Annotated in this window: 24 protein-coding genes and 3 tRNA genes; 12 read left to right on the forward strand and 15 right to left on the reverse strand. The window is 66.4% G+C overall.

Annotation, left to right across the window (positions count from 1 at the left end; genetic code table 11):
• Window positions 1-50: 50 nt before the first annotated feature.
• Entirely contained in the window at window positions 51-2315 is a 2265-nt protein-coding gene (gene rnr / locus ACTG4X_RS19550; RefSeq protein WP_440531677.1) for a ribonuclease R, read from the reverse strand.
• Window positions 2316-2396: 81 nt separating this feature from the next.
• Between rnr and ACTG4X_RS19555 the strand changes: the two genes are divergently transcribed.
• Together ACTG4X_RS19555 and ACTG4X_RS19560 are read left to right on the forward strand one after the other, a co-directional pair.
• Window positions 2397-2481, forward strand: a tRNA-Leu gene (locus tag ACTG4X_RS19555).
• Between the two features lie 209 nt (window positions 2482-2690).
• A tRNA-Leu gene (locus tag ACTG4X_RS19560) sits at window positions 2691-2775 on the forward strand.
• Between the two features lie 81 nt (window positions 2776-2856).
• Here the strand turns inward: ACTG4X_RS19560 and rimO are convergent.
• From rimO to ACTG4X_RS19590, 6 genes are all read right to left on the reverse strand, one after another.
• The gene (gene rimO, locus ACTG4X_RS19565) at window positions 2857-4263 is read right to left on the reverse strand and encodes a 30S ribosomal protein S12 methylthiotransferase RimO (protein ID WP_097199129.1); all 1407 of its coding nucleotides are present in this window, start codon (window positions 4261-4263) and stop codon (window positions 2857-2859) included.
• A gap of 39 nt (window positions 4264-4302) precedes the next feature.
• Complete coding sequence (gene phaR / locus ACTG4X_RS19570) at window positions 4303-4863, reverse strand: polyhydroxyalkanoate synthesis repressor PhaR (protein ID WP_093073861.1); 561 nt, start codon at window positions 4861-4863, stop codon at window positions 4303-4305.
• Between the two features lie 74 nt (window positions 4864-4937).
• The gene (locus ACTG4X_RS19575) at window positions 4938-5306 is read right to left on the reverse strand and encodes a hypothetical protein (RefSeq protein WP_093056533.1); all 369 of its coding nucleotides are present in this window, start codon (window positions 5304-5306) and stop codon (window positions 4938-4940) included.
• 169 nt (window positions 5307-5475) lie between these two features.
• A tRNA-Val gene (locus ACTG4X_RS19580) sits at window positions 5476-5552 on the reverse strand.
• A gap of 48 nt (window positions 5553-5600) precedes the next feature.
• Entirely contained in the window at window positions 5601-7805 is a 2205-nt protein-coding gene (locus ACTG4X_RS19585; protein WP_371127378.1) for a RelA/SpoT family protein, read from the reverse strand.
• Window positions 7806-7860: 55 nt separating this feature from the next.
• A complete protein-coding gene (locus ACTG4X_RS19590; RefSeq protein ID WP_440531678.1) occupies window positions 7861-8853 on the reverse strand; it encodes an alpha/beta fold hydrolase in 993 nt (330 codons plus the stop codon).
• 26 nt (window positions 8854-8879) lie between these two features.
• Between ACTG4X_RS19590 and ACTG4X_RS19595 the strand changes: the two genes are divergently transcribed.
• Complete coding sequence (locus tag ACTG4X_RS19595; RefSeq protein WP_440531679.1) at window positions 8880-9650, forward strand: 3-hydroxybutyrate dehydrogenase; 771 nt, start codon at window positions 8880-8882, stop codon at window positions 9648-9650.
• A gap of 27 nt (window positions 9651-9677) precedes the next feature.
• On the opposite strand, the gene ACTG4X_RS19600 is transcribed toward ACTG4X_RS19595, so the two are convergent.
• Both ACTG4X_RS19600 and ACTG4X_RS19605 read right to left on the reverse strand, forming a co-directional pair.
• Window positions 9678-10385: an SIMPL domain-containing protein gene (locus ACTG4X_RS19600; protein ID WP_093073855.1), complete on the reverse strand. Its 708-nt coding sequence runs from the start codon at window positions 10383-10385 to the stop codon at window positions 9678-9680.
• Window positions 10386-10450: 65 nt separating this feature from the next.
• The gene (locus ACTG4X_RS19605) at window positions 10451-10810 is read right to left on the reverse strand and encodes a hypothetical protein (RefSeq protein ID WP_093056529.1); all 360 of its coding nucleotides are present in this window, start codon (window positions 10808-10810) and stop codon (window positions 10451-10453) included.
• A gap of 172 nt (window positions 10811-10982) precedes the next feature.
• On the opposite strand from ACTG4X_RS19605, the gene ompR reads away from it, so the two are divergent.
• Window positions 10983-11714 carry an osmolarity response regulator transcription factor OmpR gene (ompR, locus tag ACTG4X_RS19610; protein ID WP_007837017.1) on the forward strand — a complete coding sequence of 244 codons (732 nt, stop codon included), beginning with the start codon at window positions 10983-10985 and terminating at the stop codon, window positions 11712-11714.
• Window positions 11715-11788: 74 nt separating this feature from the next.
• Entirely contained in the window at window positions 11789-13213 is a 1425-nt protein-coding gene (locus ACTG4X_RS19615; protein WP_093056528.1) for a sensor histidine kinase, read from the forward strand.
• A 12-nt stretch (window positions 13214-13225) separates the two neighbouring features.
• On the opposite strand, the gene ispF is transcribed toward ACTG4X_RS19615, so the two are convergent.
• A complete protein-coding gene (gene ispF / locus ACTG4X_RS19620) occupies window positions 13226-13714 on the reverse strand; it encodes a 2-C-methyl-D-erythritol 2,4-cyclodiphosphate synthase (protein WP_435458370.1) in 489 nt (162 codons plus the stop codon).
• Window positions 13711-14433, reverse strand: coding sequence for a 2-C-methyl-D-erythritol 4-phosphate cytidylyltransferase (gene ispD, locus ACTG4X_RS19625; RefSeq protein ID WP_093056590.1), 723 nt, complete (start codon window positions 14431-14433; stop codon window positions 13711-13713). Before ispD ends, ispF begins: the two co-directional genes overlap by 4 nt.
• 123 nt (window positions 14434-14556) lie before the next feature.
• Here ispD and mfd point away from each other — a divergent pair, with 123 nt between their 5' ends.
• The 3 genes from mfd to ACTG4X_RS19640 are packed head-to-tail and all read left to right on the forward strand — an operon-like array spanning window position 14557 to window position 19807.
• Entirely contained in the window at window positions 14557-18039 is a 3483-nt protein-coding gene (gene mfd / locus ACTG4X_RS19630; protein ID WP_440531680.1) for a transcription-repair coupling factor, read from the forward strand.
• The gene (serB, locus tag ACTG4X_RS19635; RefSeq protein ID WP_093175764.1) at window positions 18036-18746 is read left to right on the forward strand and encodes a phosphoserine phosphatase SerB; all 711 of its coding nucleotides are present in this window, start codon (window positions 18036-18038) and stop codon (window positions 18744-18746) included. Before mfd ends, serB begins: the two co-directional genes overlap by 4 nt.
• The gene (locus ACTG4X_RS19640; RefSeq protein WP_435464671.1) at window positions 18743-19807 is read left to right on the forward strand and encodes an Ldh family oxidoreductase; all 1065 of its coding nucleotides are present in this window, start codon (window positions 18743-18745) and stop codon (window positions 19805-19807) included. The genes serB and ACTG4X_RS19640 overlap by 4 nt, the downstream gene beginning before the upstream one ends.
• A gap of 7 nt (window positions 19808-19814) precedes the next feature.
• Here ACTG4X_RS19640 and ACTG4X_RS19645 read toward each other — a convergent pair whose 3' ends face one another.
• The gene (locus ACTG4X_RS19645) at window positions 19815-20138 is read right to left on the reverse strand and encodes a DUF6172 family protein (RefSeq protein WP_307615157.1); all 324 of its coding nucleotides are present in this window, start codon (window positions 20136-20138) and stop codon (window positions 19815-19817) included.
• A gap of 123 nt (window positions 20139-20261) precedes the next feature.
• Between ACTG4X_RS19645 and ACTG4X_RS19650 the strand changes: the two genes are divergently transcribed.
• Together ACTG4X_RS19650 and ACTG4X_RS19655 are read left to right on the forward strand one after the other, a co-directional pair.
• Window positions 20262-21284, forward strand: coding sequence for a histone deacetylase family protein (locus tag ACTG4X_RS19650; protein WP_440531681.1), 1023 nt, complete (start codon window positions 20262-20264; stop codon window positions 21282-21284).
• A gap of 66 nt (window positions 21285-21350) precedes the next feature.
• Complete coding sequence (locus ACTG4X_RS19655) at window positions 21351-21578, forward strand: hypothetical protein (protein ID WP_081267286.1); 228 nt, start codon at window positions 21351-21353, stop codon at window positions 21576-21578.
• Window positions 21579-21591: 13 nt separating this feature from the next.
• On the opposite strand, the gene ACTG4X_RS19660 is transcribed toward ACTG4X_RS19655, so the two are convergent.
• On the reverse strand, window positions 21592-22779 hold the full coding sequence (locus tag ACTG4X_RS19660; protein ID WP_097199122.1) for an aminotransferase-like domain-containing protein: 1188 nt from the start codon (window positions 22777-22779) through the stop codon (window positions 21592-21594).
• A 109-nt stretch (window positions 22780-22888) separates the two neighbouring features.
• Here ACTG4X_RS19660 and nth point away from each other — a divergent pair, with 109 nt between their 5' ends.
• Window positions 22889-23536 (forward strand): endonuclease III, encoded by a 648-nt coding sequence (nth, locus tag ACTG4X_RS19665; protein ID WP_093056519.1) that lies wholly within the window; start codon window positions 22889-22891, stop codon window positions 23534-23536.
• Between the two features lie 3 nt (window positions 23537-23539).
• The gene (locus ACTG4X_RS19670; RefSeq protein WP_440531682.1) at window positions 23540-24382 is read left to right on the forward strand and encodes an Ivy family c-type lysozyme inhibitor; all 843 of its coding nucleotides are present in this window, start codon (window positions 23540-23542) and stop codon (window positions 24380-24382) included.
• Window positions 24383-24403: 21 nt separating this feature from the next.
• On the opposite strand, the gene ACTG4X_RS19675 is transcribed toward ACTG4X_RS19670, so the two are convergent.
• Complete coding sequence (locus tag ACTG4X_RS19675) at window positions 24404-24976, reverse strand: histidine phosphatase family protein (protein ID WP_440531683.1); 573 nt, start codon at window positions 24974-24976, stop codon at window positions 24404-24406.
• Complete coding sequence (locus ACTG4X_RS19680) at window positions 24973-25767, reverse strand: adenosylcobinamide-GDP ribazoletransferase (RefSeq protein ID WP_440531684.1); 795 nt, start codon at window positions 25765-25767, stop codon at window positions 24973-24975. Before ACTG4X_RS19680 ends, ACTG4X_RS19675 begins: the two co-directional genes overlap by 4 nt.
• Window positions 25768-25771 lie beyond the last annotated feature (4 nt).

Genomic DNA, 25771 nt, shown 5'->3' on the forward strand with positions numbered 1-25771 from the left:
TCTTTCTCTTTTCGGTTTGTCGATGGTTCGTGCGGCGTGCGAGGCTTTCTTCAGCGGCGCGGCTTGCGCCCCTTCATCTTGTTGGCGGCCTTCTTGACCGCCGACTTGAAGGCCTGCATCGCCGACTGCGGCCCGGCCGTGGCCGAGGTGCCGCGCTCTGCGCGCGACTCGGCGTTGCCGGCCTCAGCCTTGTGACGCGTGCTGCGCTTGGCCGAGGCCTTGACCGGCACGCCAGATGATGCCGCACCCTTGTCCTTCATGGCACGGGCCGTGAGCTCTTCGCCTTCGCGCACGAGGCGGAAGTCGATCTTGCGGCCGTCCAGGTCGACGCGGCTCACCTGCACCCGCACCCGCGTGCCGATGGCATAGCGGATGCCGGTGCGCTCGCCACGCAGCTCCTGGCGCATCTCGTCGAACTTGAAGTACTCGCCGCCGAGCTCGGTGATGTGCACCAGGCCCTCGACGTACATCGCGTCGAGCGTGACGAAGATGCCGAAGGTGGTGGCCGCGGTGACCACGCCGCCGTATTCCTCGCCGAGGTGCTCGCGCATGTACTTGCACTTGAGCCAGGCCTCGACGTCGCGGCTGGCCTCGTCGGCGCGGCGTTCGTTGGCGCTGCAATGCAGGCCTGCGGCTTCCCATGCCAGCACTTCCTTGGTGGGAGCGACAGTGGCCTTCTGCGGCTTGCTGGTTGGCGCTTTCACGCGCGACGCGAGCCGCTTGGCCAGCTTGGCATGCGCCTCGCCGGGCGTGGGCAGCATCGGCAGCTGGTAGCGCGTCTTCGACAGGATCGCCTTGATCACGCGATGCACCAGCAGATCCGGATAGCGCCGGATCGGGCTCGTGAAGTGCGTGTAGGCCTCGTAGGCCAGGCCGAAGTGGCCGCTGTTGATCGGCGTGTAGATCGCCTGCTGCATCGAGCGCAGCAGCATGGTGTGGATCTGCTGCGCGTCGGGGCGCTCCTTGGTGGCATCGGCGATCGCCTGGAACTCGCCCGGCTTGGGATCGTCGGTGATGCTCAGGCCGACACCCATCGCCTTCAGGTAGCCGCGCAGGATTTCCTTCTTCTCGGGCGTCGGGCCTTCGTGCACGCGGTACAGGCCCGGGTGCTTGCCTTCGGCGATGAAGTCGGCGCTGCAGACGTTGGCCGCGAGCATTGCCTCTTCGATCAGGCGGTGCGCCTCGTTGCGCGTGCGCGGCACGATCTTTTCGATGCGGCCGGCGTCGTCGCAGATGATCTGCGTCTCGGTAGTTTCGAAGTCGACCGCGCCACGCTTGCCGCGCTGCTTGAGCAGCGCCTTGTAGACGTCGGCAAGGTTCAGCAGGTCCTTGATGCGGTCCTTGCGCTTGGCAGCTTCGGGGCCACGCGTGTTGCCGAGGATGGCAGCCACCTCGGTGTACGTGAAGCGCGCATGGCTGAACATCACGGCCGGGTAGAACTGGTACGCGTAGATCTCGCCGTCGGCCGCGACCAGCATGTCGCACACCATGCACAGGCGCTCGACCTCGGGGTTGAGCGAGCACAGGCCGTTCGACAGCTTCTCAGGCAGCATCGGAATCACGCGGCGCGGAAAGTACACGCTGGTGGCGCGGTCGTAGGCGTCGATGTCGATGCCCGAGCCGGTCTGCACATAGGCGCTGACGTCGGCAATGGCAACCAGCAGGCGCCAGCCCTTGCCGCGGCCCACCTTCGCGGGTTCGCAGTACACGGCATCGTCGAAGTCGCGCGCGTCTTCACCGTCGATGGTGACGAGCGGAATGTCGGTAAGGTCGACGCGCCCCTTCTTGTCGGCGGGACGGACCTTCTCGGGCAATGCCTTGGCTTCGGCCAGGCACTCCGCGGAAAACTCGTGCGGCACGCCGTACTTGCGCACGGCGATCTCGATCTCCATGCCGGGGTCGTCGATCTCGCCCAGCACTTCTTTCACGCGGCCAACGGGCTGGCCGAACAGAGCCGGCGGCTCGGTGAGTTGCACGACAACCACCTGCCCCACCTTCGCGGGACCGGTTGCGCCCTTGGGAATCAGGACGTCCTGGCCGTAGCGCTTGTCTTCCGGTGCAACGAGCCAGATGCCGCCTTCGTGCAACAGGCGGCCGATGATGGGCTGCTCGGGACGCTCGACGATTTCCACCACGCGCCCTTCGGGGCGACCGCGGCGGTCCTGGCGCACGACGCGCGCCTTGACGCGGTCCTTGTGCAACACCGCGCGCATTTCGTTCGGCGGCAGGTAGATGTCTGCTTCACCGTCGTCGCGCTGCACGAAGCCGTGCCCATCGCGATGTCCTTGAACAGTTCCTTCGAATTCATCCAGCAAGCCGCTGGAAGTGACATTATTTTTGATATGATCTCCTTCTTTCCTGAAATTCAAAACATTGCTGCTTCGGCAGCTCTGTGGGCCCAGATGGCGGAATTGGTAGACGCACTAGTTTCAGGTACTAGCGAGTAACATCGTGGAGGTTCGAGTCCTCTTCTGGGCACCAAGTTTAAACAGACCTTTACCAGGTCATTCGATTCAAGCCACCGGCCTCCGGTGGCTTTTTTCATGGCCGTTTGAATTCGCATCAAACGCTCGATGCAGCCTTCACAAGCGAGGCCAAGCAGACGCTGGAGCTTCTCCACTCGCTTCGAGACGACGGAATTGCCGGGCCAAATTGTGTATACTCGTGGTCTTTGCTGAAAAGCAGAACAAGCCCAGATGGCGGAATTGGTAGACGCACTAGTTTCAGGTACTAGCGAGTAACATCGTGGAGGTTCGAGTCCTCTTCTGGGCACCAAATTCAAGCAGACCCTTACCAGGTCATTCGATTCAAGCCACCGGCCTCCGGTGGCTTTTTTCTTGTCCATTCGAATCCGCATCAAACAGGCAATGCGATCAGGTCGTGGCCCTCGGCACCCACGATGCGCGCGCGGGTGAACTCACCCACCTTCAGCGTCTTGCTGATCTTCTCGGGCGGCAGCAGGCGAACCGTGCCGTCGATTTCCGGCGCATCGGCATACGTGCGCCCCACCCCGCCCTTGCGGCCCATGCCCGGCGCCGAATCGACCAGCACCTGCATCGTCGAGCCGACGCGCCTTTGCAGCTTGGCGATTGACACCGCCTCGGCCACCTCCATGAAACGCGCGCGACGCGCCTCGCGCTCGGCTTCGGGCAGCATGCCCGGAATGTCGTTGGCGGTGGCGCCTTGGACCGGGCTGTAGGCAAAGCAACCGGCGCGGTCGATCTCGGCCTCACGGATGAAGTCGAGCAGATGCTCGAATTCCTGCTCCGTTTCGCCGGGGAACCCGGCGATGAAGGTGCTGCGAATCACGAGCTCTGGACACACCTCGCGCCAGCGCGCCAGCCGCTCCAGATTCTTCTCGCCGCTGGCCGGGCGCTTCATGCGCTTCAGCACATCGGGATGACTGTGCTGCAAGGGCACGTCGAGATACGGCAGCACCTGGCCGCTCGCCATCAACGGAATGATCTCGTCAACGCTCGGGTACGGATACACATAGTGCAGGCGAACCCAGGCGCCATATGGCTCGGCGATTTCGCCCAGCGTGCGCACCAGTTCGAGCATGCGGGTCTTGACCGGCTTGCCGTCCCAGAACCCGGTGCGGTATTTCACGTCGACGCCGTAGGCCGAGGTGTCCTGGCTGATCACCAGCAGTTCTTTCACGCCGCCTTCGAACAAGGCCTTGGCCTCGCTCAACACATCGCCGACCGGCCGCGACACGAGGTCCCCGCGCATCGAGGGAATGATGCAGAAGGTGCAGCGGTGGTTGCAGCCCTCGCTGATCTTCAGGTACGCATAGTGGCGCGGCGTCAGCTTGAGGCCGGCGACACCGAAAGTATTCGGCACCAGGTCGATGAAGGGATCGTGCGGCTTCGGCAGGTTCGCATGCACCGCATCCATCACCTCCTGCGTGGCGTGCGGGCCGGTCACGGCCAGCACGCTCGGGTGCATCTGGCGCACCAGATTGCCGCCCTGGTCGCCGGTCTTGGCGCCCAGACAGCCGGTGACGATCACACGGCCATTTTCTGCCAGCGCTTCGCCAATGGTGTCCAGGCTCTCCTTCACGGCATCGTCGATGAAGCCGCAGGTGTTGACGATCACCAGATCGGCACCTTCGAAAGTCTTGGCGGTTTGATAACCCTCGGCACTCAGCTGGGTCAGGATCAGTTCGGAATCGGTCAGGGCCTTGGGGCAGCCCAGGCTCACGAAACCGACCTTGGGGGCGGTCGGCGTGGCCGTACGTTCGGGGGAGGCAACTTCGCTCATATGCCTCTATTGTCCCAGCTATCGGTGACGGCAGGACATTCAGGGCCGCTTAATGCCAAAGGCCCCCAGTACCTGCTCGGTGTTTTTCTGCATCTGCTCCTGCATTTGCAGGAAAACGTTCTTCGATTGCTCGACGTAATTGCCCATCAGCCCCTGCAGCATCGGCGACTGCATGGTCATGAAGCGCGACCACATCTCGGGCGTCAGGCCTTCGGCCTTTTCCGCCAGTTGCGCCTGCACCTCTGTCATGGCCTGGATGTTCTTCTCGAGGTACGGCCCCATGTAGCCCTGCATCGCCTGCCCGTAGAAACGGATGATGTTGGCCAGCACCTGCTCGGTGAACATCGGCGCACCGCCCGCCTCTTCTTCGAGAATGATCTGCAGCAGGATGCTGCGCGTGAGGTCGTCGCCGGTCTTGGCATCGCGCACCACGAACTGGGCACTCTGGATGACCAGCTGCTTCACCTCGGTCAGCGTGATGTACGTGGATGTCTCGGTGTCGTAGAGCCTTCGGTTGGGGTACTTCTTGATCACACGCTGTACCGGCTTGACCCCGGACTTCTTGCTCTGCACTGCGGACTCCTTCACATGGACGCCCATGTCATCGGATGATTCTAGGGAGCGGTTTTGCTGCGCCGCGACAAGGTTTACCCTGACCAGACGCGGCACTTTCCTCAATCCGGCGATGTCGCGTACTCCGCGCCGCATGCATGGCAGGCAGCCGTCTCGGGTCGCTCTTCGTCGGCCTCCCGAAACCGCAGCGGGGTTTTCTGCCCGTAGACCACCCAGCAGCGCGGGCAATGTTCTTGTCCCACGGTCGGCAGATATGCGCGAGCGCGTTGCTCGGCGCGCTCTTCGGTCAGAGGCATGCCCTGGCGTTGCGCACGCACCACCTCGCGTGCCGCCATGGTGTCGGTGCGCCCACCTGCATAGTCGTTGATGCCGTAGACAGCACGCGCAAACTCGAGAGGAGCCTGCCTCAACAGTGCGGCCAGGCGCTTGTCGGCATGAGCCCGATCAACAGGCGTTGATCGCGTATTCATCTGATCGCTTATCAAGAAAAGTGGAATGGAATTGCAGAGCAGCCAAGGTAGCACAACAACATGGCCAAGGTCTTTGCCTGCATCACCACTAGGGACGATATGTGCACCGGGGAACCCGGTGCATGCTCTGTCAGCTGATCCGGTGGTTGGCCGGGACTGAAGCAGAAATTGGTAGGCGCGATTGGACTCGAACCAACGACCCCCACCATGTCAAGGTGGTGCTCTAACCAGCTGAGCTACGCGCCTAAGGATGTGTCCGAGAAGCAGCTATTGTAGCAGGAGAAAACGTGCTTTTCAGCGACGACGTGCAGATCGAACACCAATCACTGCCGTGACCATGCCAAGAACCTGCGTGAGCCGCGCGGCATCCGCGATTTCAACGGTGAACGTCATCCACGCCGTGCCCTTGATCGACTGCGTCTGCACGCCGATCACGTTCATCTTCTCGCGTGCGAACACATCGGAGATATCGCGCAGCAGGCCCTGGCGGTCGGCCGCTTCCACAGCCACGTCCACCGCATACACGGGCGCGTCGGCGCCCTTCTTCGCGACACCCCACTCCACGTCGATGACGCGCTCGCCATCCTTCGCGGCCATCGTGCGGAAGTTGCTGCAATCGCTGCGGTGCACGCTGACACCATGGCCTCGCGTGACGAAGCCGCGAATGGCATCGGGCGGCGCAGGCTTGCAGCACTTGGCAAGCTGGGTCATCAACGAAGACACGCCCACCACGAGCACGCCGCCCTTGCCCGACTTCTCGCTGCCGCGCGCCTTCTTGATAAGCACGCCGTCGTCGGGCCCCGGCGCGGGCTCCGGTGGGCGCAGCAGCGTCTCGATGTTGCGCAGCGAGAATTCGTCCTTGCCCACCACTTCGAACAGATGGTCCGCCGACTTGAAGCCCAGCTGCGACGCCAGGTCTTCGAGCCGCACGGCCGTCTTGCCTTCGCGCTGAAGCAGCTTCTCGACCGCTTCGCGTCCGCGCGCCACGGTCTCGTGCGTGATCTGTGCGTTGAACCATGCACGCACCTTCGCACGTGCACGATGACTGGCGAGGTAGCCCAGTTCGGCATTGAGCCAGTCGCGCGAGGGCCCGCCCTCCTTGGCCGCGATGATCTCGACCGTCTGCCCGTTCGATAGCGGCGTGTTCAACGGCACCATCGCGCCATCGACACGCGCCCCGCGGCAGCGATGGCCCAGCGTGGTGTGCACGGTGTAGGCAAAGTCGACTGGCGTCGCACCCTGCGGCAGTTCGACGATGGCAGCATCGGGCGTCAGCACATAGATGCGGTCATCGAACAGCCCCTGCCCCTGCAGACCACCCGACAGATCGCGCTCCCACGCCAGCAGTTGCCGCAGCACCGCGATCTTCGCGTCGTACTCGCCGCTGGCCCACACGCCCGCATAGCCCTTGTGGCCCGCTTCCTTGTAGGCCCAGTGCGCCGCCACGCCATGCTCGGCGTGGTCGTGCATCTCTTCGGTGCGGATCTGGATCTCGATCGGCTTGCCTGCCTTGCCATCCACCAGCTCGCGCACCACTGTGTGCAGCGACTGGTAGCCATTGGGCTTGGGCCGCGCGATGTAGTCGTCGAACTCTTCGTCGATCGGCTGGAAATGCGAGTGCACCCACGCCAGGGCCGCATAGCAGTCCTTGACGTCGGGCACCACCACGCGCAAAGCAAGGATGTCGAAGACCTGCTCGAAGTCGAGCGACTTGCCGCGCATCTTCTTGACGATGCTGTAGATGTTCTTCGGCCGCCCCTGCACCGCGGCCTTGACGCCTTCGGCCTGCAGCTCGCTCTCCAGCTGCGAGCGCAATTGCTCGACGTGCCCTTCGCGCTCGATGCGCTTTTCGTCGAGCAGGCGCGCGATCAGCTTGTAGGTTTCAGGCTCGAGGAAGCGGAACGAGAGATCTTCGATCTCCCATTTCACCTGCCAGATGCCCAGCCGGTTGGCCAGTGGCGCAAACACCTGCAGCGACTCGCGGGCAACGCCCTCGGGTGCGGGCCGCTTGCTCGCAGCCGCATGCCGCAGCGTCTGCAGGCGCGAGGCCAGCCGCAGCATCACCACGCGCAGGTCGCGCGAGAACGCCAGCAGCATCTTGCGCACGTTCTCGGTCTGCGCGCCGGCGCCTTCGACGTGATGCCCCTGCGAAGCCGAGCGGGCCTGCTCCTGCACACGCACCAGCTTGGTCGTCTCGACCGCGAGCGCCGCGAAGTTGTCGCCGAACACCTTGGCGATCACTTCCTGCGGGCGGTTCAGGTGCTGGCACGAATAGACCAGGTAGCTCGCCGCCTGCATGGCCTCGGAGCCGCCCATCTTCGCGACGATGGTGGCCACCGCGTCGGCGTGTGCGAGCGTGTTCTCGCCCGTGTCGAGCTTTTCATCGGCGATCAGCGGCTCGGCGAACGCACGCGCGCGCGCCAGCATGTTCTCCATCACCGGCGTGCGGTCGGCCGTTGCGGCGGACAACGGGTAGTCGACCATGGCCGCGTCGGACATGGGTGCCGTCTGGAGGCTCGAAGAATCGCGCTTCACGCTTCGTTCACTCAATCACTCAGTCGAAAAGGAAGTCGGTGACGGCAGCGATCTGTGCGGGGTCGACAAAGGTCGGCGCATGGCCCACGCCCTCGAACTCGACCAGCTTGGCACGCGGGCCGCGCTGCGTCATGGCCAGGGCAGTTTCGCGAGAGAGCAGATCCGACACAGCGCCGCGCGTGATGAGCGTGCGCGCCTCGATCGCGTCGTACAGGCTCCACATGATCGCGCCACCCTGTGCCGCAGCCTCGGGGGTGATGGCGCGCAGCGCCACGCCGATGGCCGGATCGTAGTGAAGCAGCCAGGAGCCCTCATCATCACTGCCCGCTTCGACCTTGGCCGAACCGTCGGCCGTGCGCTGCGAGGCAGGCACCACCATGTGTTGCGACAGCGCCAGCCACTGGGCCGGCGTGTGCGGGCCGAAGGTGGTCGACAGCGCCCACATGGCATCAGCCGCCGCCTGCACGCTCTCGTAGCTGCCGTTCTTTCCTACATAGGCACCGATGCGCTGCACCGCGGCCGGCTCGATCGTCGGGCCGACATCGTTCGCAATGAAGCGGCGAATGGACCGCGCCAGCGGCAGTTCCTTGTGGCCTGCAAGCACGAAGCCGATCAGCCCGCCCATGCTGGTGCCCAGGTAGTCGAGCGTGTCGATTGCCTGCTCGCGATGCAGTTGCGCAATCAGCGCGACCATGTCGGCCGCATACACCGGCACTTGATAGAAGGCCGGGTCACGCAACCAGTCGCTGCGCCCACGGCCCACCACGTCAGGGCAGACCACGCGCACATTGCCTTTGGCGCGCGCCACGATGGCTTGCGCCAGCAGGTCGAAATCGCGACCCTGCCGGGTCAGCCCGTGCACGCAGATCACGACATGCGTACTGCGCGCGTCGCCCCATTGCCAATAGGCCATGCGATGGCCGCCCTGGGCGTCGTCGCACGCCACGTAATGAAGCGTCGGTTCGGTCATGAAAACGAAGTCGTCCTGGTGCGGATAATTGTCTCGTCGCATCCTAATTCATCCGGAGATTGATCTTCATGCTCAAAGGCAAAACCGCGCTTGTCACGGGGTCCACCAGCGGCATTGGCCTCGCCATCGCCAAGGCTCTCGCTCAACAAGGAGCAAACATCGTGCTCAACGGCTTCGGCGATGCCCAAGTCCCCAAGGCCGAGATCGAAGCGCTCGGCGTGCGCGCCGAGTACCACGGCGCCGACATGAGCAAGCCCGACCAGATCGAAGACATGATGAGCTTCGCCGCTTCGAAATTCGGCCGCGTCGACGTCCTCGTGAACAACGCCGGCATCCAGCATGTGGCCAAGGTCGAAGACTTTCCCACCGAACGTTGGGACGCCATCATCGCAATCAACCTCACCAGCGCCTTTCATACGACGCGCCTGGCAATTCCCGCGATGCGCGAGGCCAACTGGGGCCGCGTCATCAACATCGCGTCGGCCCATGGCCTCGTGGCGTCGGCGCAGAAATCGGCCTATGTGGCGGCCAAGCACGGCATCGTCGGCCTGACCAAGTCGGTCGCGCTCGAAACCGCGACCACCGGCGTCACCGCCAATGCAATTTGCCCGGGCTGGGTGCTGACCCAGCTGGTGCAAAAGCAGATCGACGACCGCGCAGCACGAGAAGGCATCACGGCCGCGCAGGCGCAAAACGACCTGCTGGGCGAAAAGCAGCCTTCGCTGCAGTTCACCACGGTCGAGCAACTGGGTGGCCTCGCCGTCTTCCTGTGCTCGCCGGCGGCCGACCAGGTACGGGGCGTTGCCTGGGCCATGGACGGCGGATGGACTGCCCAGTAAAGGGTAGCCCGCCGGTACGGGTTTCTCTTATTTGAGCTGCACCGAGCCCGACACGCTCACCACCACGCTGGTCTTGCCGGCCTCGACCGGCACAGCCGAATCGGCCGAGAACGACTTGGCCTGCACCGCCATCATGCGCGGACGGATCGGGCCGTTGTCGCTCGCGTTCACCGACACCTCGCGCAGCGTGTAGCCACCGAAGCCGAAGCCCTTGGCCAGCTCGCCGGCCTTCTGCTTGAAGTTCTCGATGGCGATGTTCTGCGCCTCGGTCTCGGTCTTGGCGCGCTGTTCGCGGCTCAGGCCGAAGCCCACGTTGCCCACGCTGAGCGTGGTGATGCGCCCGGCCGTCTGGGTGATGCGCGGGAAGTCGCGGCCTTCGAGCACCAGCTCGGTCGAGCCCTGCCAGCCGTTGATCTTGCCGTCCTTCGTGTAGCGCGGCGACAGGCTGAAGTTACCGGTGCGCACGTCCAGCTGGCCCGCCTGCGCGTTCTTCTTCGCTTCGGCCAGTGCGGCGTCGAGCGCAGCCTTCAGTTGCGTCTGCACGGTGGCTGCGTCGGTCGCGTCGCGGGTGGTCACGAGCGTCATGCTCAGCATGTCCTGCTGGACTTCGATCGTGCCGGAAGCCGTCAGCTGCAGCACGTTCTGTGGCGCGGGTGTGACGACATTCTGGGCCAGTGCGTTGCCGGCAGCAGCCAGGGCGGCGCAGGCCGCGAGCAGTTTGATTTTTTTCTTCAAGGCGAAGTACTCCCTTTGTTGGTGTGAAAAACAGGCCCGCGTTCGCAGGCAGGCCAGCCGGCGCGTCAGCGGCGCTGGCTGCGCGGCGCGGTCAGCGACTGGCGGTCCGCAGCCGGAGGCACCGGCACGATCCGCTCGGCCGGCTGCGATTCTGCCGAATTGATCAAAGCACCCGCCGCGGGCGGGGTCCATTGGCCACGGACCTGCTGCCGCAGCTCGAACAGTTCGGCGGCGGTAAGACGCCGGCCGGCGATCGCCTGTTCGCGGCGGACCTCCTCGCGCTGCGCGGCCCGATGGGCCGCCACCGCGTCCCGGACCTCGCTGCGACGCACCTCGCCCACCCTGAAAAAGTCGCCAGACACCGCCAGCGACGGGCCGCAGGCGAAAACCAGGATGAACGGGAGGGCTGAAAAAGGACGTCTCATTGAGTGGAAGTCATCAGGAAAAGCGACTTTGCCACCTCCGCGCTAACGTCAGATGACCAGACGGCGAGCGTCCGCAAGTTTTGTAACTTAGTGTCAAACCATAAGTAAATCCGGCTCAACGACCACTCAACGCCTTCAGAATCGGCCCTGTTACAAATTCATCGTTGTAGAAATGACTCAAGTTCCCGCTCGCACCGACAAGATCGTGATCGTCGACGACGACGCCCGCATCCGCGACCTCCTGCGCCGCTATCTGACCCAGGAAGGTTTTGAAGTGATCGTGGCCGAGGACGGCAAGGCGCTCAACCGCATCCTGTTGCGCGACACGGTCGACCTGATCGTGCTCGACCTGATGATGCCTGGCGAAGACGGCCTCTCGGTCTGCCGACGCCTGCGCGCCGCCAATGACCGCACGCCGATCATCATGCTCACCGCCAAGGGCGAAGACGTGGACCGCATCGTCGGTCTCGAAGTCGGCGCAGACGACTACCTCGGCAAGCCTTTCAACCCGCGCGAACTGCTGGCCCGTGTGCACGCAGTGCTGCGCCGCCGTCCGCCGCTCGAAGCGCCGGGCGCCCCCTCCACGGAGAACGAGACCGTCACTTTCGGCCCGTTCGCCTTCGATCTCGGCTCGCGCACCTTGAAAAAGGATGGCGAAGAGCTCTCGCTGACCACCGGCGAGTTCGCGATGCTGAAGGCGCTGGTGCGCCATCCGCGTCAACCGCTGTCGCGCGAAAAGCTGGCCCAGCTGGCGCGCGGGCGCGAGTTCGAGCCCTTCGACCGCAGCCTGGACGTGCAGATCTCGCGCCTGCGCAAGCTGGTCGAGTCCGACGCCGCAGCGCCGCGCTACATCCAGACCGTCTGGGGCGTGGGCTACGTGTTCGTGCCGGACGGCACGGCCTGACGCCACGTTGAGAGGTGGCCATCGGCCAATCCACCAGACCAGGCCCCGCTCAGGAGGACGGCGCACAGGTCACGATGCCGAGCCCGCTCGAAGCGAGCGCGCAACGTGACCGACGCCCCGGCCTCAAGCTGGGCTTCAGCCTTTTCTGGCGCACTTTCTTCCTGCTGGCGCTGCTGCTGATCGGCTGTACCGTCGCCTGGCTGCAGACCTTCCGCTCGCTCGAATACGAGCCGCGCGCCATTCAAACCGCCCACCAGATCGCCTCGCTCGTGAACCTCACCCGCGCGGCGCTGGTGTATTCAGACGCCATCACCCGGGTGTCGCTGATCAAGACGCTGGCCGACCAGGAGGGCGTGCGCATCCTGCCGCGCGAACCCAACGACCGGTTCCAGCCCTACACCAGCGGCGCGCTCGATCTGCGCGTGACCGAGGAGCTGATCGACCAGTTGGGCGAAGGCACCACGGTGGCCAGCCGCGTGAACGACGAAGCCGGCCTGTGGATCGGCTTCACCATCGAGAGCGACACCTACTGGCTGCTGCTCGACCCGACGCGCTTCAGCCGCGTGGGCGGGCGCACCTGGCTGGTGTGGCTCAGCACTGCCATGGCACTGTCGCTGGCTGGCGCGGCGCTGATCACCCGGCTCATCAACCTGCCGCTCAAGCAGCTGTCGCGCGCGACCATGCAGGTGCGCGAGGGCGAGTACGAGGCGCACCGGCTCGACGAGCGCGCCCGTACCAACGAGATTCGCGCGGTCAATATCGGCTTCAACCGGATGGCGGACCAGCTCGCCAAGATCGAGCAGGACCGCGCCATCATGCTGGCCGGTATCTCGCACGACTTGCGCACGCCGCTGGCCCGGCTGCGGCTCGAAACCGAAATGAGCGTGGCCGACGAAGACGCGCGCGACCACATGGCCGCCGACATCGCCCAGCTCGACGCGATCATCGACAAGTTCCTCGACTACGCGCGGCCCGACCATGTCGATCCGCGCCCGGTACTGCTGCGCGACGTGGTCGATGCCTGTACCTACGCCGTGCAGGACTACGAGGAAATGAACATCAAGGTCGAGGTGCCCCCCGACCTGCGGGTGCTGGGCGACGAGGTCGAGCTCACTCGCGTGATCTCCAACCTGGTCGAGAACGCGCGGCGCTACGGCAAGTCGCCCTCCACGGGCGTGGCCGACGTGACGATCCAGGCGCAGGCCAACAACGACGCGGTGCTGATCAAGGTGCGCGACCATGGTGCGGGCGTCGAGCCCGCCCTGCTCTCGCAGTTGACGAAGCCTTTCTTCCGTGGCGACGCGGCGCGCACGTCAGCCGCCGGTGCAGGCCTGGGCCTGTCAATCGTGGCGAAGAACATCGAGCGCATGGGCGGCACCTTTGCGCTGACCAGCACGCCGGGCCGCGGCCTGGCGGCACACATCCGGATGCCGCGCGCGATGCCACCCGGCAGCGCCAAGCCCGGCGAGCCGCAGGGCGGCGGCAAGAAGCCGGCCTGATCCGGGGCCGCGTCAGCGGTGCAGCAGCACGGCCGCGCGGGCTTCCATCGCGCGGCCCTCGCCCACCGGGCCGAGCTTCTCGGCCGTCTTCGCCTTCACGTTCACCTGCTCGATCGCAATACCCAGCGTGTCGGCGATGCGCTGGCACATGAGCGGAATGTGCGGCGCGAGCTTGGGCGCCTGCGCGATCACGGTGCTGTCGACGTTGCCGATCTCCCAGCCCGCCGCGCGCACCCGACGTGCCGCCTCGGCCAGCAACACCGACGAATCGGCGCCGCGAAACTGCGGGTCGGTATCCGGAAAATGCCGGCCGATGTCACCCAGCCCCGCGCCGCCCAGCAGCGCATCGGTAATGGCGTGCAGCAGCACGTCGGCATCCGAATGGCCCAGCAGGCCGGTGGTGTGCGGCACCTCGATGCCGCCCAGGATCAGCTTGCGCCCTGCCACCAGCTGGTGAACGTCCCAGCCCTCGCCCACGCGGATATTGAAAGCGCTCGTCATGCCAGGCCCTTCTTGCGGCCAAGCAGAACTGCTTCGGCCAGCGCAAAGTCTTCGGGAAAGGTCACCTTGAAGTTCTGCGCGCTGCCCGGCACCAGCAGCGGCGACAGGCCAACGGCCTCGATGGCGCCGGCCTCGTCGGTCACCGTGTCGCCCGTGCGCTCCAGCGCGTCGAGCAGCATGCCGATGCGGAACATCTGCGGCGTCTGCGCCAGCCACTTGTCGGCACGTGGCAGGGTCTGGGCCACGCGGCTCTCGGTGGTCGATGACTTCAGCGTGTCCGCAAGCCGCTGCGCCAGCAGGCCACCGACGGCGTCGTGCTCGCAGGCCGCGATCAGCGCCTCGATCTGGCTCGAAGTGATGAGGCAGCGCGCCGCGTCGTGCACCAGCACCCAGTCGTGTGCGCCAGCGCCCTTCTGCCGCAGCGCCACGAGGCCGTTGCGCACCGTGGCCGCGCGGGTCACGCCGCCCACGCGCAGCAGGTATTCGTTCTCGGCGGGAAAGCGCGGCAGCACCGCATCCACATCGCGGTCGTCCGGCGACACCACCAGCGCCAGCCCGGCGAAGCGCCCCGCCAGCGCGCGGAAGGCCTCCAGCGTGTGGGCCACCATCGGCAGGCCGGCCAGCCGCCGGTACTGCTTGGGCTGGGTGGACTGCGCATGCCCCGCGCGATAGCCGGAGCCGGCACACGGGATCAGCACGAAGAGTCGGGAAGAGGACATGAGGGAGGGCCCGGCGTCGGCGGTGGCCGACAAGCGAATAAGGGGCCGCCATTCTAGAATTGCCCGCTGTGCACACCCCTCGCCAGCCGGCGCGGGGTGTTGTGCATTTCCACCAAGCGTTCCATGGACCTCCCCCACCTCACGGCGGGCAAGCGTTTCACGCTGCCGCGCCCCCCGTTGTCGGCCGATGCCTTGCTGCTGGCGCAGCTGGCCATGCGCGAAAAAGCCGCGGGGCGCGCCACGGCGATGTTCACGGCCGATGCCAACGATGCCCAGCGCCTGATCGACGAGATCGCCTTCTTCGCGCCCGACCTGCGCTGCGCCCTGTTCCCCGACTGGGAAACGCTGCCCTACGACAGCTTCTCGCCCCACCAGGACCTGATCAGCGAGCGCCTCGCCACCCTCTGGCGCATCAGCCAGAAAGAGGCCGACGTGGTGCTGGTGCCCGCCACCACCGCGCTCTACCGGCTGGCGCCGCCTGCCTTCCTGGCCGGCTACACCTTCCAGTTCAAGGCCAAGCAGAAGCTCGAGGAATCGAAGCTCAAGGCCCAGCTCACGCTGGCCGGCTACACCCATGTGACCCAGGTGGTGAGCCCCGGCGAATACGCGGTGCGCGGCGGCCTGATCGACCTGTTCCCCATGGGCTCGCCGGTGCCTTTCCGCGTCGACCTGTTCGACGACGAGATCGACTCCATCCGCACCTTCGACCCCGACACACAGCGCAGCCTCTACCCCGTGCCCGAAGTGCGGCTGCTGCCGGGCCGCGAGTTCCCGATGGACGACGACGCGCGCGGGCGCTTTCGCAGCCGCTGGCGCGAACTGCTCGAAGGCGACCCGACCAAGAGCCGCATCTACAAGGACATGGGCAACGGCGTGGCCACCGCCGGCATCGAGTACTACCTGCCGCTGTTCTTCGACGAGACGGCCACGGTGTTCGACTACCTCGGGCCGGATGCCACCGTGGTGCTGCACGGCGATCTCGAACCGGCCTTCCAGCATTTCTGGCAGGACACCAACGAACGTTACCGGCTGGTGCGCGGCGACCCCGAGCGCCCGGCCCTGCCGCCCGAGGCGCTGTTCCTGAACGCCGAGCAGTTCTACCAGCGCGCCAAGCCCCATGCGCAGCTCGCAATTCGCGGTGACGTGCCTACCGACGCGCCCTACGCCGAGTTCGACAAACTGCCGCCCTTCGCCGTGGTGCGCGGTGCCGAAGACCCGCTGGTCGGCCTGAAGGCCCACATCCGCGCCACGCCGCACCGCGTGCTGCTGATCGCCGAGAGCGACGGCCGCCGCGAAAGCCTGCTCGACTTCCTGCGCGCCAGCGGCGTGAGCCCGCCGGCCTTCGACTCGCTGGCCGAGTTCGAAGCCTCCGCCGACGAAAAAATCGGCATCGCCACCGCGGCGCTGGCCTCGGGCTTCGCCTGGCGCGAACAGGGCATCGACCTCGTCACCGAAACCGAGCTGTTCGCCACCGCGCCCACCACGCGCCGGCGCAACAAGAAGCAGGAACAGGTCAGCGACGTCGAAGCGCTCATCAAGGACCTGTCCGAGCTCAACGTGGGCGACCCGGTGGTCCACACCGCGCACGGCATCGGCCGTTACCGCGGCCTGATCCACATGGACCTGGGCCAGGGCACCGACGCCGAAGGCAAGCCGCTGCTGCAGGAAATGCTGCACCTGGAGTACGCCGACAAGGCCACGCTCTACGTGCCCGTGTCGCAGTTGCACCAGATCAGCCGCTACACCGGCGTCAGCGCCGACGAAGCCCCACTGCACAAGCTGGGCTCCGGCCAGTGGGAAAAGGCCAAGCGCAAGGCCGCCGAGCAGGTGCGCGACTCGGCAGCCGAGCTGCTCAACATCTACGCTCGCCGCGCCGCACGCGAAGGCCATGCCTTCCGTTACTCGCCGGCCGACTACGAGGTGTTCTCCAACGACTTCGGCTTCCAGGAAACCGCCGACCAGAAGGCCGCGATCCACGCCGTGGTGCAGGACATGATCTCGCCCCAGCCGATGGACCGCCTCGTGTGCGGCGACGTGGGCTTCGGCAAGACCGAAGTTGCGTTGCGCGCCGCCTTCATCGCTGTGACTGGTGGCAAGCAGGTGGCGTTTCTCGCGCCCACCACGCTGCTGGCCGAGCAGCACTACCAGACGCTGGTCGACCGCTTCGCCAAATGGCCCGTGAGGGTGGCCGAGATGAGCCGCTTCCGCTCGGCCAAGGAAATCACCGCCGCAGCCAAGGGGCTGGCCGAGGGCCAGGTCGACATCGTGGTCGGCACGCACAAGCTGCTCTCGCAGTCGGTCAAGTTCAAGAACCTGGGCCTGCTCATCATCGACGAGGAGCATCGCTTCGGTGTGCGCCACAAAGAGGCGATGAAGGCCATGCGCGCCGAGGTCGACGTGCTCACGCTGACGGCCACGCCGATTCCCCGCACGCTGGGCATGGCGCTCGAAGGCCTGCGCGACCTGAGCGTGATCGCCACCGCGCCGCAGCGCCGGCTGGCCATCAAGACATTCGTGCGCAACGAGGGCACCGGCGTGATCCGCGAAGCCGTGCTGCGCGAGCTCAAGCGCGGCGGGCAGGTCTACTTCCTGCACAACGAGGTCGAGACCATCGAGAACCGCCGCCAGAAGCTCGAAGAAATATTGCCCGAGGCCCGCATCGCCGTGGCCCACGGCCAGATGCCCGAGCGCGAGCTTGAGCGCGTCATGCGCGACTTCGTGGCGCAGCGCTACAACCTGCTGCTGTGCTCGACCATCATCGAGACCGGCATTGACGTGCCGACCGCCAACACCATCGTGATGAGCCGCGCCGACAAGTTCGGCCTGGCGCAGCTGCACCAGCTGCGCGGTCGCGTCGGCCGCTCGCACCACCAAGCCTATGCCTACCTCATGGTGCCCGACACCGAAGGCCTGACCAAGCATGCGGCGCAGCGGCTCGACGCCATCCAGCAGATGGAAGAGCTGGGCTCCGGCTTCTACCTGGCCATGCACGACCTGGAGATCCGCGGCACCGGCGAGGTGCTGGGCGAGAACCAGAGCGGCAACATGATGGAGATCGGCTTCCAGCTCTACAACGAGATGCTGAGCGAAGCCGTGCGTGCGCTCAAGGCCGGGCAGGAGCCCGACCTGCTGTCGCCGCTGTCGGTGACGACAGAAATCAACCTGCACGCACCCGCCCTGCTGCCCGACGACTACTGCGGCGACGTGCACCTGCGGCTGTCGTTCTACAAGAAGCTGGCCACCGCGAAGACGCCCGACCAGATCGACACGCTGCTCGAAGAAATCGTCGACCGCTTCGGCAAGCTGCCGCCGCAGGCGCAGACGCTGATCGACACGCACCGCCTGCGCGTGCTGGCACGGCCCTACGGCGTGGTGAAGGTCGATGCGGCGCCGGGGATCATCAACATCACCTTCAAGAAGGACGCGCCGGTCGATGGCATGGCCATCATCCAGCTGATCCAGAAGAACAAGCACATCAAGCTCGCCGGCAACGAAAAACTGCGCATCGAGCGCGAACTGAAAGAGCCCAAAGACCGGGCCCAGCTGGTGCGCGACGTGCTGCGCAGCCTGGGCCAACCCATCGTCAAGGAAACCGTCACCGCATGAGCGCTACAGAAATCTCCCCCGGCCTCGTCATCCAGCGCGTGAAGCCGCCGCTCAAGCTCGCCGACTTCAAGCTGATCGCGTTCGACATGGACTCGACGCTGATCAACATCGAATGCATCGACGAGATCGCCGATGCGGTCGGCAAGAAGGCCGAGGTGGCCGCGATCACCGAAGCCACGATGCGCGGCGAGATCAAGGACTTCAAGGAGAGCCTGCGCCGCCGCGTGGCACTGCTGCAGGGCGTGCCGGTCGAGGCGCTGCAGCAGGTGTACGACGAGCGGCTCAAGCTCAACCCCGGCGCGAGCGAGCTGGTGGCGGCCTGCAAGGCGGCCGGGCTCAAGGTGCTGCTGGTTTCGGGCGGCTTCACCTTCTTCGCGAACCGCGTGAAGGACCGGCTGGGCATCGACTTCGCGCGCTCCAACCTGCTCGACGAAGCCGGCGGCAAGCTCACCGGCCAGGTGGTCACGCAGAGCTGGGGAGACATCTGCGACGGCGCCGAAAAGCGCCGCACGCTGCTCGAAGTGGCGTCGCTCATGGGCATCTCGCCGCAGGAAACCATCGCCGTGGGCGACGGCGCGAACGACCTGCCGATGATGGGCGAGGCCGGCCTCTCGGTTGCGTATCACGCCAAGCCGAAGGTGCGCGAGCAGGCCATGGTGGCCATCAACGAAGGCGGCCTCGACCGCGTGCTGGAGGTATTGAAATGACCGACACCGCTCCGCTCTACGGCGCCGACGCGCTCAGGGACTACGCCAGCGCCCTGCTGCAGAAAGCCGGCCTTGCCGCATCGATGGCCGACAGCGTGGCGCGCACGCTGGTCGAAGGCGACCTGCTGGGCCATGACACGCACGGCCTCGCACTGCTGGCCGGCTATGTGAAGGAAATCGAGTCGGGCGGCATGACGCGCGACGGCGCCCCCGAGGTGCTGTCGGACCGCCCCGCCGCCGTGCTGTGGGACGGCAAGCGCCTGCCCGGCCCCTGGCTCATGGACCAGGGCATGGACCTGCTGGTGCCGCGTGCGCGCGAGCTGGGCACGGCCTCGCTCGTGATCCGCCGCAGCCACCACATCGCCTGCCTCGCCGTCTACATGCTGCGCGCGCTGCAGGAAGACATGCTGATGCTGCTGGCCTGCTCCGACCCCAATGCCGCCAGCGTCGCGCCCTTCGGCGGCACGCAGGCGGTGTTCACGCCGAACCCGCTGGCCATGGGCTTTCCGCTGTCGCAGGGCGGCGTGATGGTCGACATTTCGGCCTCCATCACCACCAACGGCATGAGCAACCGCAAGCGCGCGGCCGGCGAGACCTTCGCCGAGGAATGGCTGATCGACGCCACCGGCAAGCCGTCGAACAACCCGCAGGTGCTGTTCGACCAGCCGCCCGGCACGCTGCTGCCGGTCGGCGGGCTGAGCCACGGGCACAAGGGCTACGGAATGGCGCTGCTGGTCGAGACGCTCACGGCCGGCCTCGCGGGCCATGGCCGTGCCGATCCGCCCGAGGGCTGGGGCGCGACGGTGCACATCACGCTGCACGACCTGAACGCCTTCGGCGGCAAGGACGCCTTCCTGCACCAGATGGACCATGTGGCGGCCAAGTGCCGCGACAACACGCCCATCGACCCGGCCAAGCCTGTGCGGCTGCCGGGCGAAGGCGGGTTGAAGCGTCGGGAAGCGCAGTCGAAGAACGGGGTGCGGCTGCACCCGTCGATTGCGCGCTCGCTGCACGATGCGGAGCAGCGCCACGGCCTGCGGCTGGCGCAGGCGCTGGTCTGAGCGAGGATCAGTCTTCGGCGTCGGGGGGCGGTGCGGCTTCGCCCGCTGGGCGCGGCTTGCGCTGGCCGGGCTTGGCCAGGATCTCGACATAGAACTGCTTGCCGGCCTCTTTCACCACGCCGTCGATGAGGCCGGTGATGGCCGACAGGTGGACGACTTCGGCGTTCTCGGCCTCGGTGCCGAATTTGCAGTCGAAGTCCCAGAAGTCCGCGCCTTCGGGCAATACGCGCCGCCGCTCGCGCTTGATGTACTTGCGGATCTCGTGCTTGATGGCTTCGAGGAGACGGTCGGGGTGCTTGCCCTCGACCTGAAGCTGAAAGGTTTTTCTCATGGGTGATCGTAACCAATGTGAAAGCCACCGAATCCGGCACCGCCCGATGCCCTGGATGGGCACCGATCTTGCTCGCTACCATGGTTGCCAGGCAAATCCCGCGGCGGCCACGCCGAACCACCCATGCTGACCTTTTTTCATCCGGAACAGCTGCTGCACCATCCGCGCAGCTATCTGTCGCGCGGACAGATGCGCACCCCACAGGAAATTCCCGAGCGCGCGCTGCGGCTCGTCGCCGCCGTGCAATCGCTCGGCTTCGACCTCCAGACACCGGCCGATGCCGGCATGGCGCCATTGGCCGCCGTGCACAGCGACGACTACCTGCGCTTTCTCGAAGAAGCACACGGTGAATGGAAGCAGATGCCGCCCGACTGGGGCGACGAGGTGATGTCGAACGTCTACGTGCGCGAGCCCAATCGCCTGCGCGGCATCCTGGCGAAGGCGGCGCGCTACCTTGCGGACGGCAGTTGCCCGGTCGGGGCCGAGACCTGGCGCTCGGCGTACTGGTCGGCCCAGAGCGCGGTGGCCGGCGCGGCGGCCATCACCGACGGCGCCCGCGCAGCCTATGCGCTGTGCCGCCCTCCCGGCCACCATGCACGCGTCGATGCCGCCGGCGGCTTCTGCTACCTCAACAACGCCGCCATCGCCGCGCAGGCGCTGCGGGGGCGCTTCGCTCGCGTGGCGGTGCTCGACACCGACATGCACCACGGCCAGGGCGTGCAGGAAATCTTCTATGGCCGCAGCGACGTGATGTACGTGTCGATCCACGGTGACCCGACCAACTTCTACCCGGCAGTGGCCGGCTACGAAGACGAGCGCGGGACCGACGAGGGCGAAGGCTTCAACGTCAACTTCCCTATGCCGCACGGCGCGCCGGAAGCAGTCTTCTTCGAGCGGCTCGACGAGGCCACGGAGGCGCTGCGGCGCTTCGCGCCCGACGCGCTGGTGCTGGCCCTCGGCTTCGACATCTACAAGGACGATCCGCAGTCGCAGGTCGCAGTGACGACCGAGGGCTTCGGGCGCCTGGGCAAGGCTGTTGGCGCGCTGGGCTTGCCGACATTGATCGTCCAGGAAGGCGGCTATCACCTCGAGAGCCTGGAAGCCAATGCAAGTGCCTTCTTCGGGGGATTCGCGGATATCGCGTGATGGTCTTGGCGGCGACGGCCGCTGCGCTGTGTACAGTCGGCGCTTCGAATGGAAGCAGGTAAAGACATGGCGCGCGCAAACGACTGGGCAAGCAAGGTGATGGCATTGATCAATGGTGGCAACCCCACCGCCGCCATCGCGCAGATCAAGGTCGCGCCCTCGGTCAAGGACCTGAAGGCGCTGCAGACCATCATGACGCTCTCGAAAATGAAAGGCCGCTACCCGAACGTGGATGCGGCCATTGCGGACAACCTGGAGCTGCTTGCGGCGCCCCGGCTGCACCGCTCGCCGTGATCGGCAACGCTCTTTACAGCGCCTGACCGAGGCGCTTCACGCCCTCTTCGATCTTCGCCACATCGGCCGTTGCGAAGCTCAGACGCAGCGTCGCCACATCGGGCTTCTCGGCAAAGAATGGCGCGCCGGGCACGAAGGCCACGAGCTTCTCGATCGCGCGCTTCGCCAGTTCGTTCGCATCGGCCAGCTTGCCGTTGGCGCCCGTGAGGCGCGCCCAGAAGAACAGGCCGCCGTTGGGCTGCGTGAAGCTCACCGCATCGCCCAGCTCGCGCTTCAGCGCTGCGCCCATGGCTTGCGCACGCTGGCCGTACACCTCGCGCACATGCGCCAGCGTGGCGGGCATGCGGCCGCTCTTGAGGTACTGGGCGGCCGTGGCCTGCGAGAAGGTGCTCGTGTGCGCGTCGCTGAACTGCTTGCACATCGTTGCCTTGGCCAGCAGCTCGGGCGGAGCAATCATCCAGCCGATGCGCAGGCCGGGGCTCAGCACCTTGCTCAGGCTGCCGCAGTGCGCCAGCAGCTCGCGGCTGCCCGGCACGTCCTTGCTCAGCGCAAGGATCGACGGCGGCGGGGCTTCGCCGAAGTAGAGGTCGCCGTAGGGGTCGTCCTCGACGATCAGCGTCTGGTACTTCACGGCCAGTTCGAGCACCTTCTTGCGGCGCTCCAGCGTCAGCATCGCGCCGCTGGGGTTGCCGAAGGTGGGGATCAGGTAGACGAACTTGGGCTTGTGCTCGGCGATGAGCTTCTCCAGCTCGTCGGTCTTCACGCCGTTGGCGTCGATGGGCGCGCTGATGAGCTGCGCGCCATAAAGGCGAAAGCACTGGATGGTCGCCAGGAAGGTCGGGCCCTCGACGATCACCTTGTCGCCGGGCGAGATCATGGTCTTGCCCAGCAGGTCCAGCGCCTGCTGGCTGCCGGTGGTGACGATCAGGCCGCTCGGGTCGACGTCGACGCCCTTGGTCTTCATGAAAGCGCTGAGCTGGGTGCGCAGCGGCTCGTAGCCTTCGGTGGCGCCGTATTGCAGCGCGCCGCCGGGTTCTTCGGTGAGCGCCTTCTGGCTCGCCTCCTTGAGACCCTCGACGTCGAACATGGCGCTGTCGGGGAAGCCGCCCGCGAAGCTGATGATGCCGGGCTTGCCCAGCAGCTTGAAGAGTTCGCGGATGGCGGATGTCTCGACGTTGTCGAGGCGGGAGGCGAATTGCATGGTCAGTCTCACTTTCTGGGTGACATTGTCACCAAAGCTCGGGCAATAAAGCTGCGTAAGGCTATCGCCTTTCAACGATATATTGCGCGAGCCGCTCTCACGAAGCCCAATGAAAAAAGACAACATCCCCCTCTTCTTCGCCACCCTGCAGGCGGCCAACCCCACACCCGAGACCGAGCTCGAATACGACAGCCCCTTCGAGCTGCTGGCAGCCGTACTGCTGTCGGCGCAGGCCACCGACGTGGGCGTGAACAAGGCCACGCGCAAACTGTTTCCGGTGGCGAACACGCCGCAGGCCATCCTCGACCTGGGGGTCGAGGGGCTGGAGGAATACATCAAGACCATCGGCCTGTACCGCAGCAAGGCCAAGCACCTGATCGAGGCCTGCCGCATGCTGGTGGAGCTGCACGGCGGCGAGGTGCCGCGCACCCGCGCCGAGCTGGAGGCGCTGCCCGGCGTCGGCCGCAAGACGGCGAACGTGGTGCTCAACGTGGCCTTCGGCGAGGCGACGATCGCGGTCGACACGCACATCTTTCGCGTGGGCAACCGCACCGGGCTCGCGCCCGGCAAGACGCCGCTCGAAGTGGAGCTCAAGCTCGAGAAGCGCGTTCCGCCGGAATACCGGCTGCATGCGCACCACTGGCTGATCCTGCATGGCCGCTACATCTGCGTGGCGCGCAAGCCGCGGTGCTGGGAATGTGCGGTGGCCACCTTCTGCGCCTATAAACCAAAGACGCCCTCCCCGAAAACGGCCTGAAGAATGACGACACGAAAGAACGACACCCGGACGCTGCTGGCTACCGCGCTGCTGGCAGCCCTCCTCCCGGCCGCGGCCTGGTCGCAGCAGCCGGCCGCAGGCCTGCCGCCCGACGCCATGACGCTCTACGGCGGCCGCTGGTCGACGAACTGCGCCGACGCCTCGGCGCCGACGCTGCAGGTGCTTCAGGACAAGCTGATCGCCGAGAGCGGCAAGCGCCGCGTGGTCACCCGCGAGCCGCAGACAGCCCACAGCTTCTTCGGCAACAGTCCGCCGCCGGCAGGTTTCGACGTGGCGCTGATGAGCGACGCGGGCAAGGCCGGCTCGATGACATTCCTCGTCTACCGCACGGCGCGCGGCCAGTACATCACGCTGGACGCCGACAAGCCGGTCGCCGGCCAGCTGGGCCCCGAATTGATGAAGCAGCGCTACTGGCGCTGCGAAGGCGCCGCGCGGGCCGAGCCCCCGCCCACCGAGCCCAAGGCCAAGGTGCCTCCCCCGCCCACGGGCAGCCCGGCGGCGCTGGCGCAGGGCCCGGCCATGCAGAAGGCCTGGCGCGCCGCCCTGGGCGTGCGCGAGAACGACCGCTGGCTGGTGCGCCGCGAAGGCCCTGCACCCGAGCCGCAATGGGTGACGGTCGAGGGCACGCGCTACCTGCTGCACGCCTTCTGCAAGCCGCACGACTGCTTCGACAACAACGCGATCGCGCTCTACGACCAGGGCTCCGGCCGCATCTACGGCCTGGTGCAGCGCAACGGCGGCAACCGCCTCGTGGGCTCACCGCCGGCGGCGCTCGCGCCTCAGCTCGAAAAGCTCTGGCGCGAACAGTGGCGGCAGAAGAACTGAGCTGACTGGCCGGGGAGCCTGTCAGATGGCGGGTGAATTGTCGAAAGTCAGCCAGCTGCCGAACGCAATCTCGCCGGCAGGCCAATCGGCAGCAGCTGCAGGACAGCCCACACCCCGGTGCAGCAGCGTCATCGCGCGCAGCACGCCAGCGTGGGTGACCCACAGCGCGTCGCCCTTGCCCGCCAGCCATTCATCGTGCGCGGCCGCCACGCGCTGCATGAAGGCACGCACGCTTTCGCCATGGCCGCCCGCGGGCGCGTCGGCGAAGTTGCCGGTCCAGGCTTCGAAATCTTCGCGCGGAATGGCGGACCACGGCCGCCCTTCCCAGCCGCCGAAGTTCATTTCGGCGAGCCGGACGTCGTGCTGTACCCGGAGATCGGGCCGCAGCGTGACGATGGCATCGGCCAGCCCGGCGCAACGCCGCAGCGGCGAGCTGATCAACGTGATGTCCGCAGGCAGCAAGGGCGCGATGCGCTGCGCGGCTTCGAGCGTCGCGTCCGCATGGGCTTCGAGGTCCGTGGCGCCGTAGCAAAGGCCGGGCTCGGCCACCACGGGCGCATGACGCTGGAGCCAGAGGTTTCGGCTTGTGCTCATGCACGCCACGCCAGCGCGAGGTAGATCGCCAGCTCGCAGACCTGCTGCGTCGCGCCCAGGCCATCGCCGGTGAAGCCTTGCAGCCGCCGAAGAAACAGCCTCGCCATCCAGCCCGCGGCCAGAACGGCCGCCAGCACGGCCGCCCCGACGTGCACGGCGTCGTTCGCACACAGCAGCAGCGCCACCGCCGGAACCGTCCACACCAGCGCAATCACCAGCGCTCCACCACTGATCGCATCCGCCAGCGGCTTGGCCTTGCTCGCCCCGCTGTCGCCCACATAAGGCAGCCAGCGGATCAGGAACAGCGGCATCAGCCGCGACAGCACGTGCGCGCCGACGATGGCAATGGCCACGGTCTGCAGGCCACGCCCGGCCAGCACGGCGAGCAGCGCGCACTTCAGGCCCAGCGCCAGCGCCAGCGCAATCGCACCGAAGGCGCCGATGCGCGAGTCCTTCATGATTTCCAGAGCCCGGTCCCGGTCGGCCGAACCGCCCAAGCCATCGGCCACGTCAGCCAGTCCGTCTTCATGGAAGGCACCAGTCAGCATCACGGTGGCGACGGTGCTCAGCAAAGCCGCTGCCAGCGCGCCCGCGACGCCGGGCAGCCCCATGCCGACACCCGTGAACACCAGCGCCGCCACCCCACCCACCAGCCATCCGATGCCGGGCAGATGGGCCGCGCTCGCTCGCAGCATCTGAGGGCTGAAGCCGACCCATGCGGCCAGCGGCCCCGTCACCGGCACACGCGTGAAGAACTGCAGCGCGAGCAGGAAGTGGCGAACGCCGTTCATCCGC

This window comes from Variovorax sp. YR566 (assembly GCF_051992195.1).
Lineage (GTDB): Bacteria > Pseudomonadota > Gammaproteobacteria > Burkholderiales > Burkholderiaceae_C > Variovorax.

Excerpts from the sequence above, each read along its gene's own strand:
- rimO (WP_097199129.1), bottom strand. The coding sequence starts at position 4,263 with ATGAGCGAAGTTGCCTCCCCCGAACGTACGGCCACGCCGACCGCCCCC.
- phaR (WP_093073861.1), bottom strand. The coding sequence starts at position 4,863 with ATGGGCGTCCATGTGAAGGAGTCCGCAGTGCAGAGCAAGAAGTCCGGG.
- ACTG4X_RS19575 (WP_093056533.1), bottom strand. The coding sequence starts at position 5,306 with ATGAATACGCGATCAACGCCTGTTGATCGGGCTCATGCCGACAAGCGC.
- ACTG4X_RS19585 (WP_371127378.1), bottom strand. The coding sequence starts at position 7,805 with ATGTCCGACGCGGCCATGGTCGACTACCCGTTGTCCGCCGCAACGGCC.
- ACTG4X_RS19590 (WP_440531678.1), bottom strand. The coding sequence starts at position 8,853 with ATGCGACGAGACAATTATCCGCACCAGGACGACTTCGTTTTCATGACC.
- ACTG4X_RS19595 (WP_440531679.1), top strand. The coding sequence starts at position 8,880 with ATGCTCAAAGGCAAAACCGCGCTTGTCACGGGGTCCACCAGCGGCATT.
- ACTG4X_RS19605 (WP_093056529.1), bottom strand. The coding sequence starts at position 10,810 with ATGAGACGTCCTTTTTCAGCCCTCCCGTTCATCCTGGTTTTCGCCTGC.
- ompR (WP_007837017.1), top strand. The coding sequence starts at position 10,983 with ATGACTCAAGTTCCCGCTCGCACCGACAAGATCGTGATCGTCGACGAC.
- ACTG4X_RS19615 (WP_093056528.1), top strand. The coding sequence starts at position 11,789 with ATGCCGAGCCCGCTCGAAGCGAGCGCGCAACGTGACCGACGCCCCGGC.
- ispF (WP_435458370.1), bottom strand. The coding sequence starts at position 13,714 with ATGACGAGCGCTTTCAATATCCGCGTGGGCGAGGGCTGGGACGTTCAC.
- ispD (WP_093056590.1), bottom strand. The coding sequence starts at position 14,433 with ATGTCCTCTTCCCGACTCTTCGTGCTGATCCCGTGTGCCGGCTCCGGC.
- mfd (WP_440531680.1), top strand. The coding sequence starts at position 14,557 with ATGGACCTCCCCCACCTCACGGCGGGCAAGCGTTTCACGCTGCCGCGC.
- serB (WP_093175764.1), top strand. The coding sequence starts at position 18,036 with ATGAGCGCTACAGAAATCTCCCCCGGCCTCGTCATCCAGCGCGTGAAG.
- ACTG4X_RS19640 (WP_435464671.1), top strand. The coding sequence starts at position 18,743 with ATGACCGACACCGCTCCGCTCTACGGCGCCGACGCGCTCAGGGACTAC.
- ACTG4X_RS19645 (WP_307615157.1), bottom strand. The coding sequence starts at position 20,138 with ATGAGAAAAACCTTTCAGCTTCAGGTCGAGGGCAAGCACCCCGACCGT.
- ACTG4X_RS19650 (WP_440531681.1), top strand. The coding sequence starts at position 20,262 with ATGCTGACCTTTTTTCATCCGGAACAGCTGCTGCACCATCCGCGCAGC.
- ACTG4X_RS19655 (WP_081267286.1), top strand. The coding sequence starts at position 21,351 with ATGGCGCGCGCAAACGACTGGGCAAGCAAGGTGATGGCATTGATCAAT.
- ACTG4X_RS19660 (WP_097199122.1), bottom strand. The coding sequence starts at position 22,779 with ATGCAATTCGCCTCCCGCCTCGACAACGTCGAGACATCCGCCATCCGC.
- nth (WP_093056519.1), top strand. The coding sequence starts at position 22,889 with ATGAAAAAAGACAACATCCCCCTCTTCTTCGCCACCCTGCAGGCGGCC.
- ACTG4X_RS19670 (WP_440531682.1), top strand. The coding sequence starts at position 23,540 with ATGACGACACGAAAGAACGACACCCGGACGCTGCTGGCTACCGCGCTG.
- ACTG4X_RS19675 (WP_440531683.1), bottom strand. The coding sequence starts at position 24,976 with ATGAGCACAAGCCGAAACCTCTGGCTCCAGCGTCATGCGCCCGTGGTG.
- ACTG4X_RS19680 (WP_440531684.1), bottom strand. The coding sequence starts at position 25,767 with ATGAACGGCGTTCGCCACTTCCTGCTCGCGCTGCAGTTCTTCACGCGT.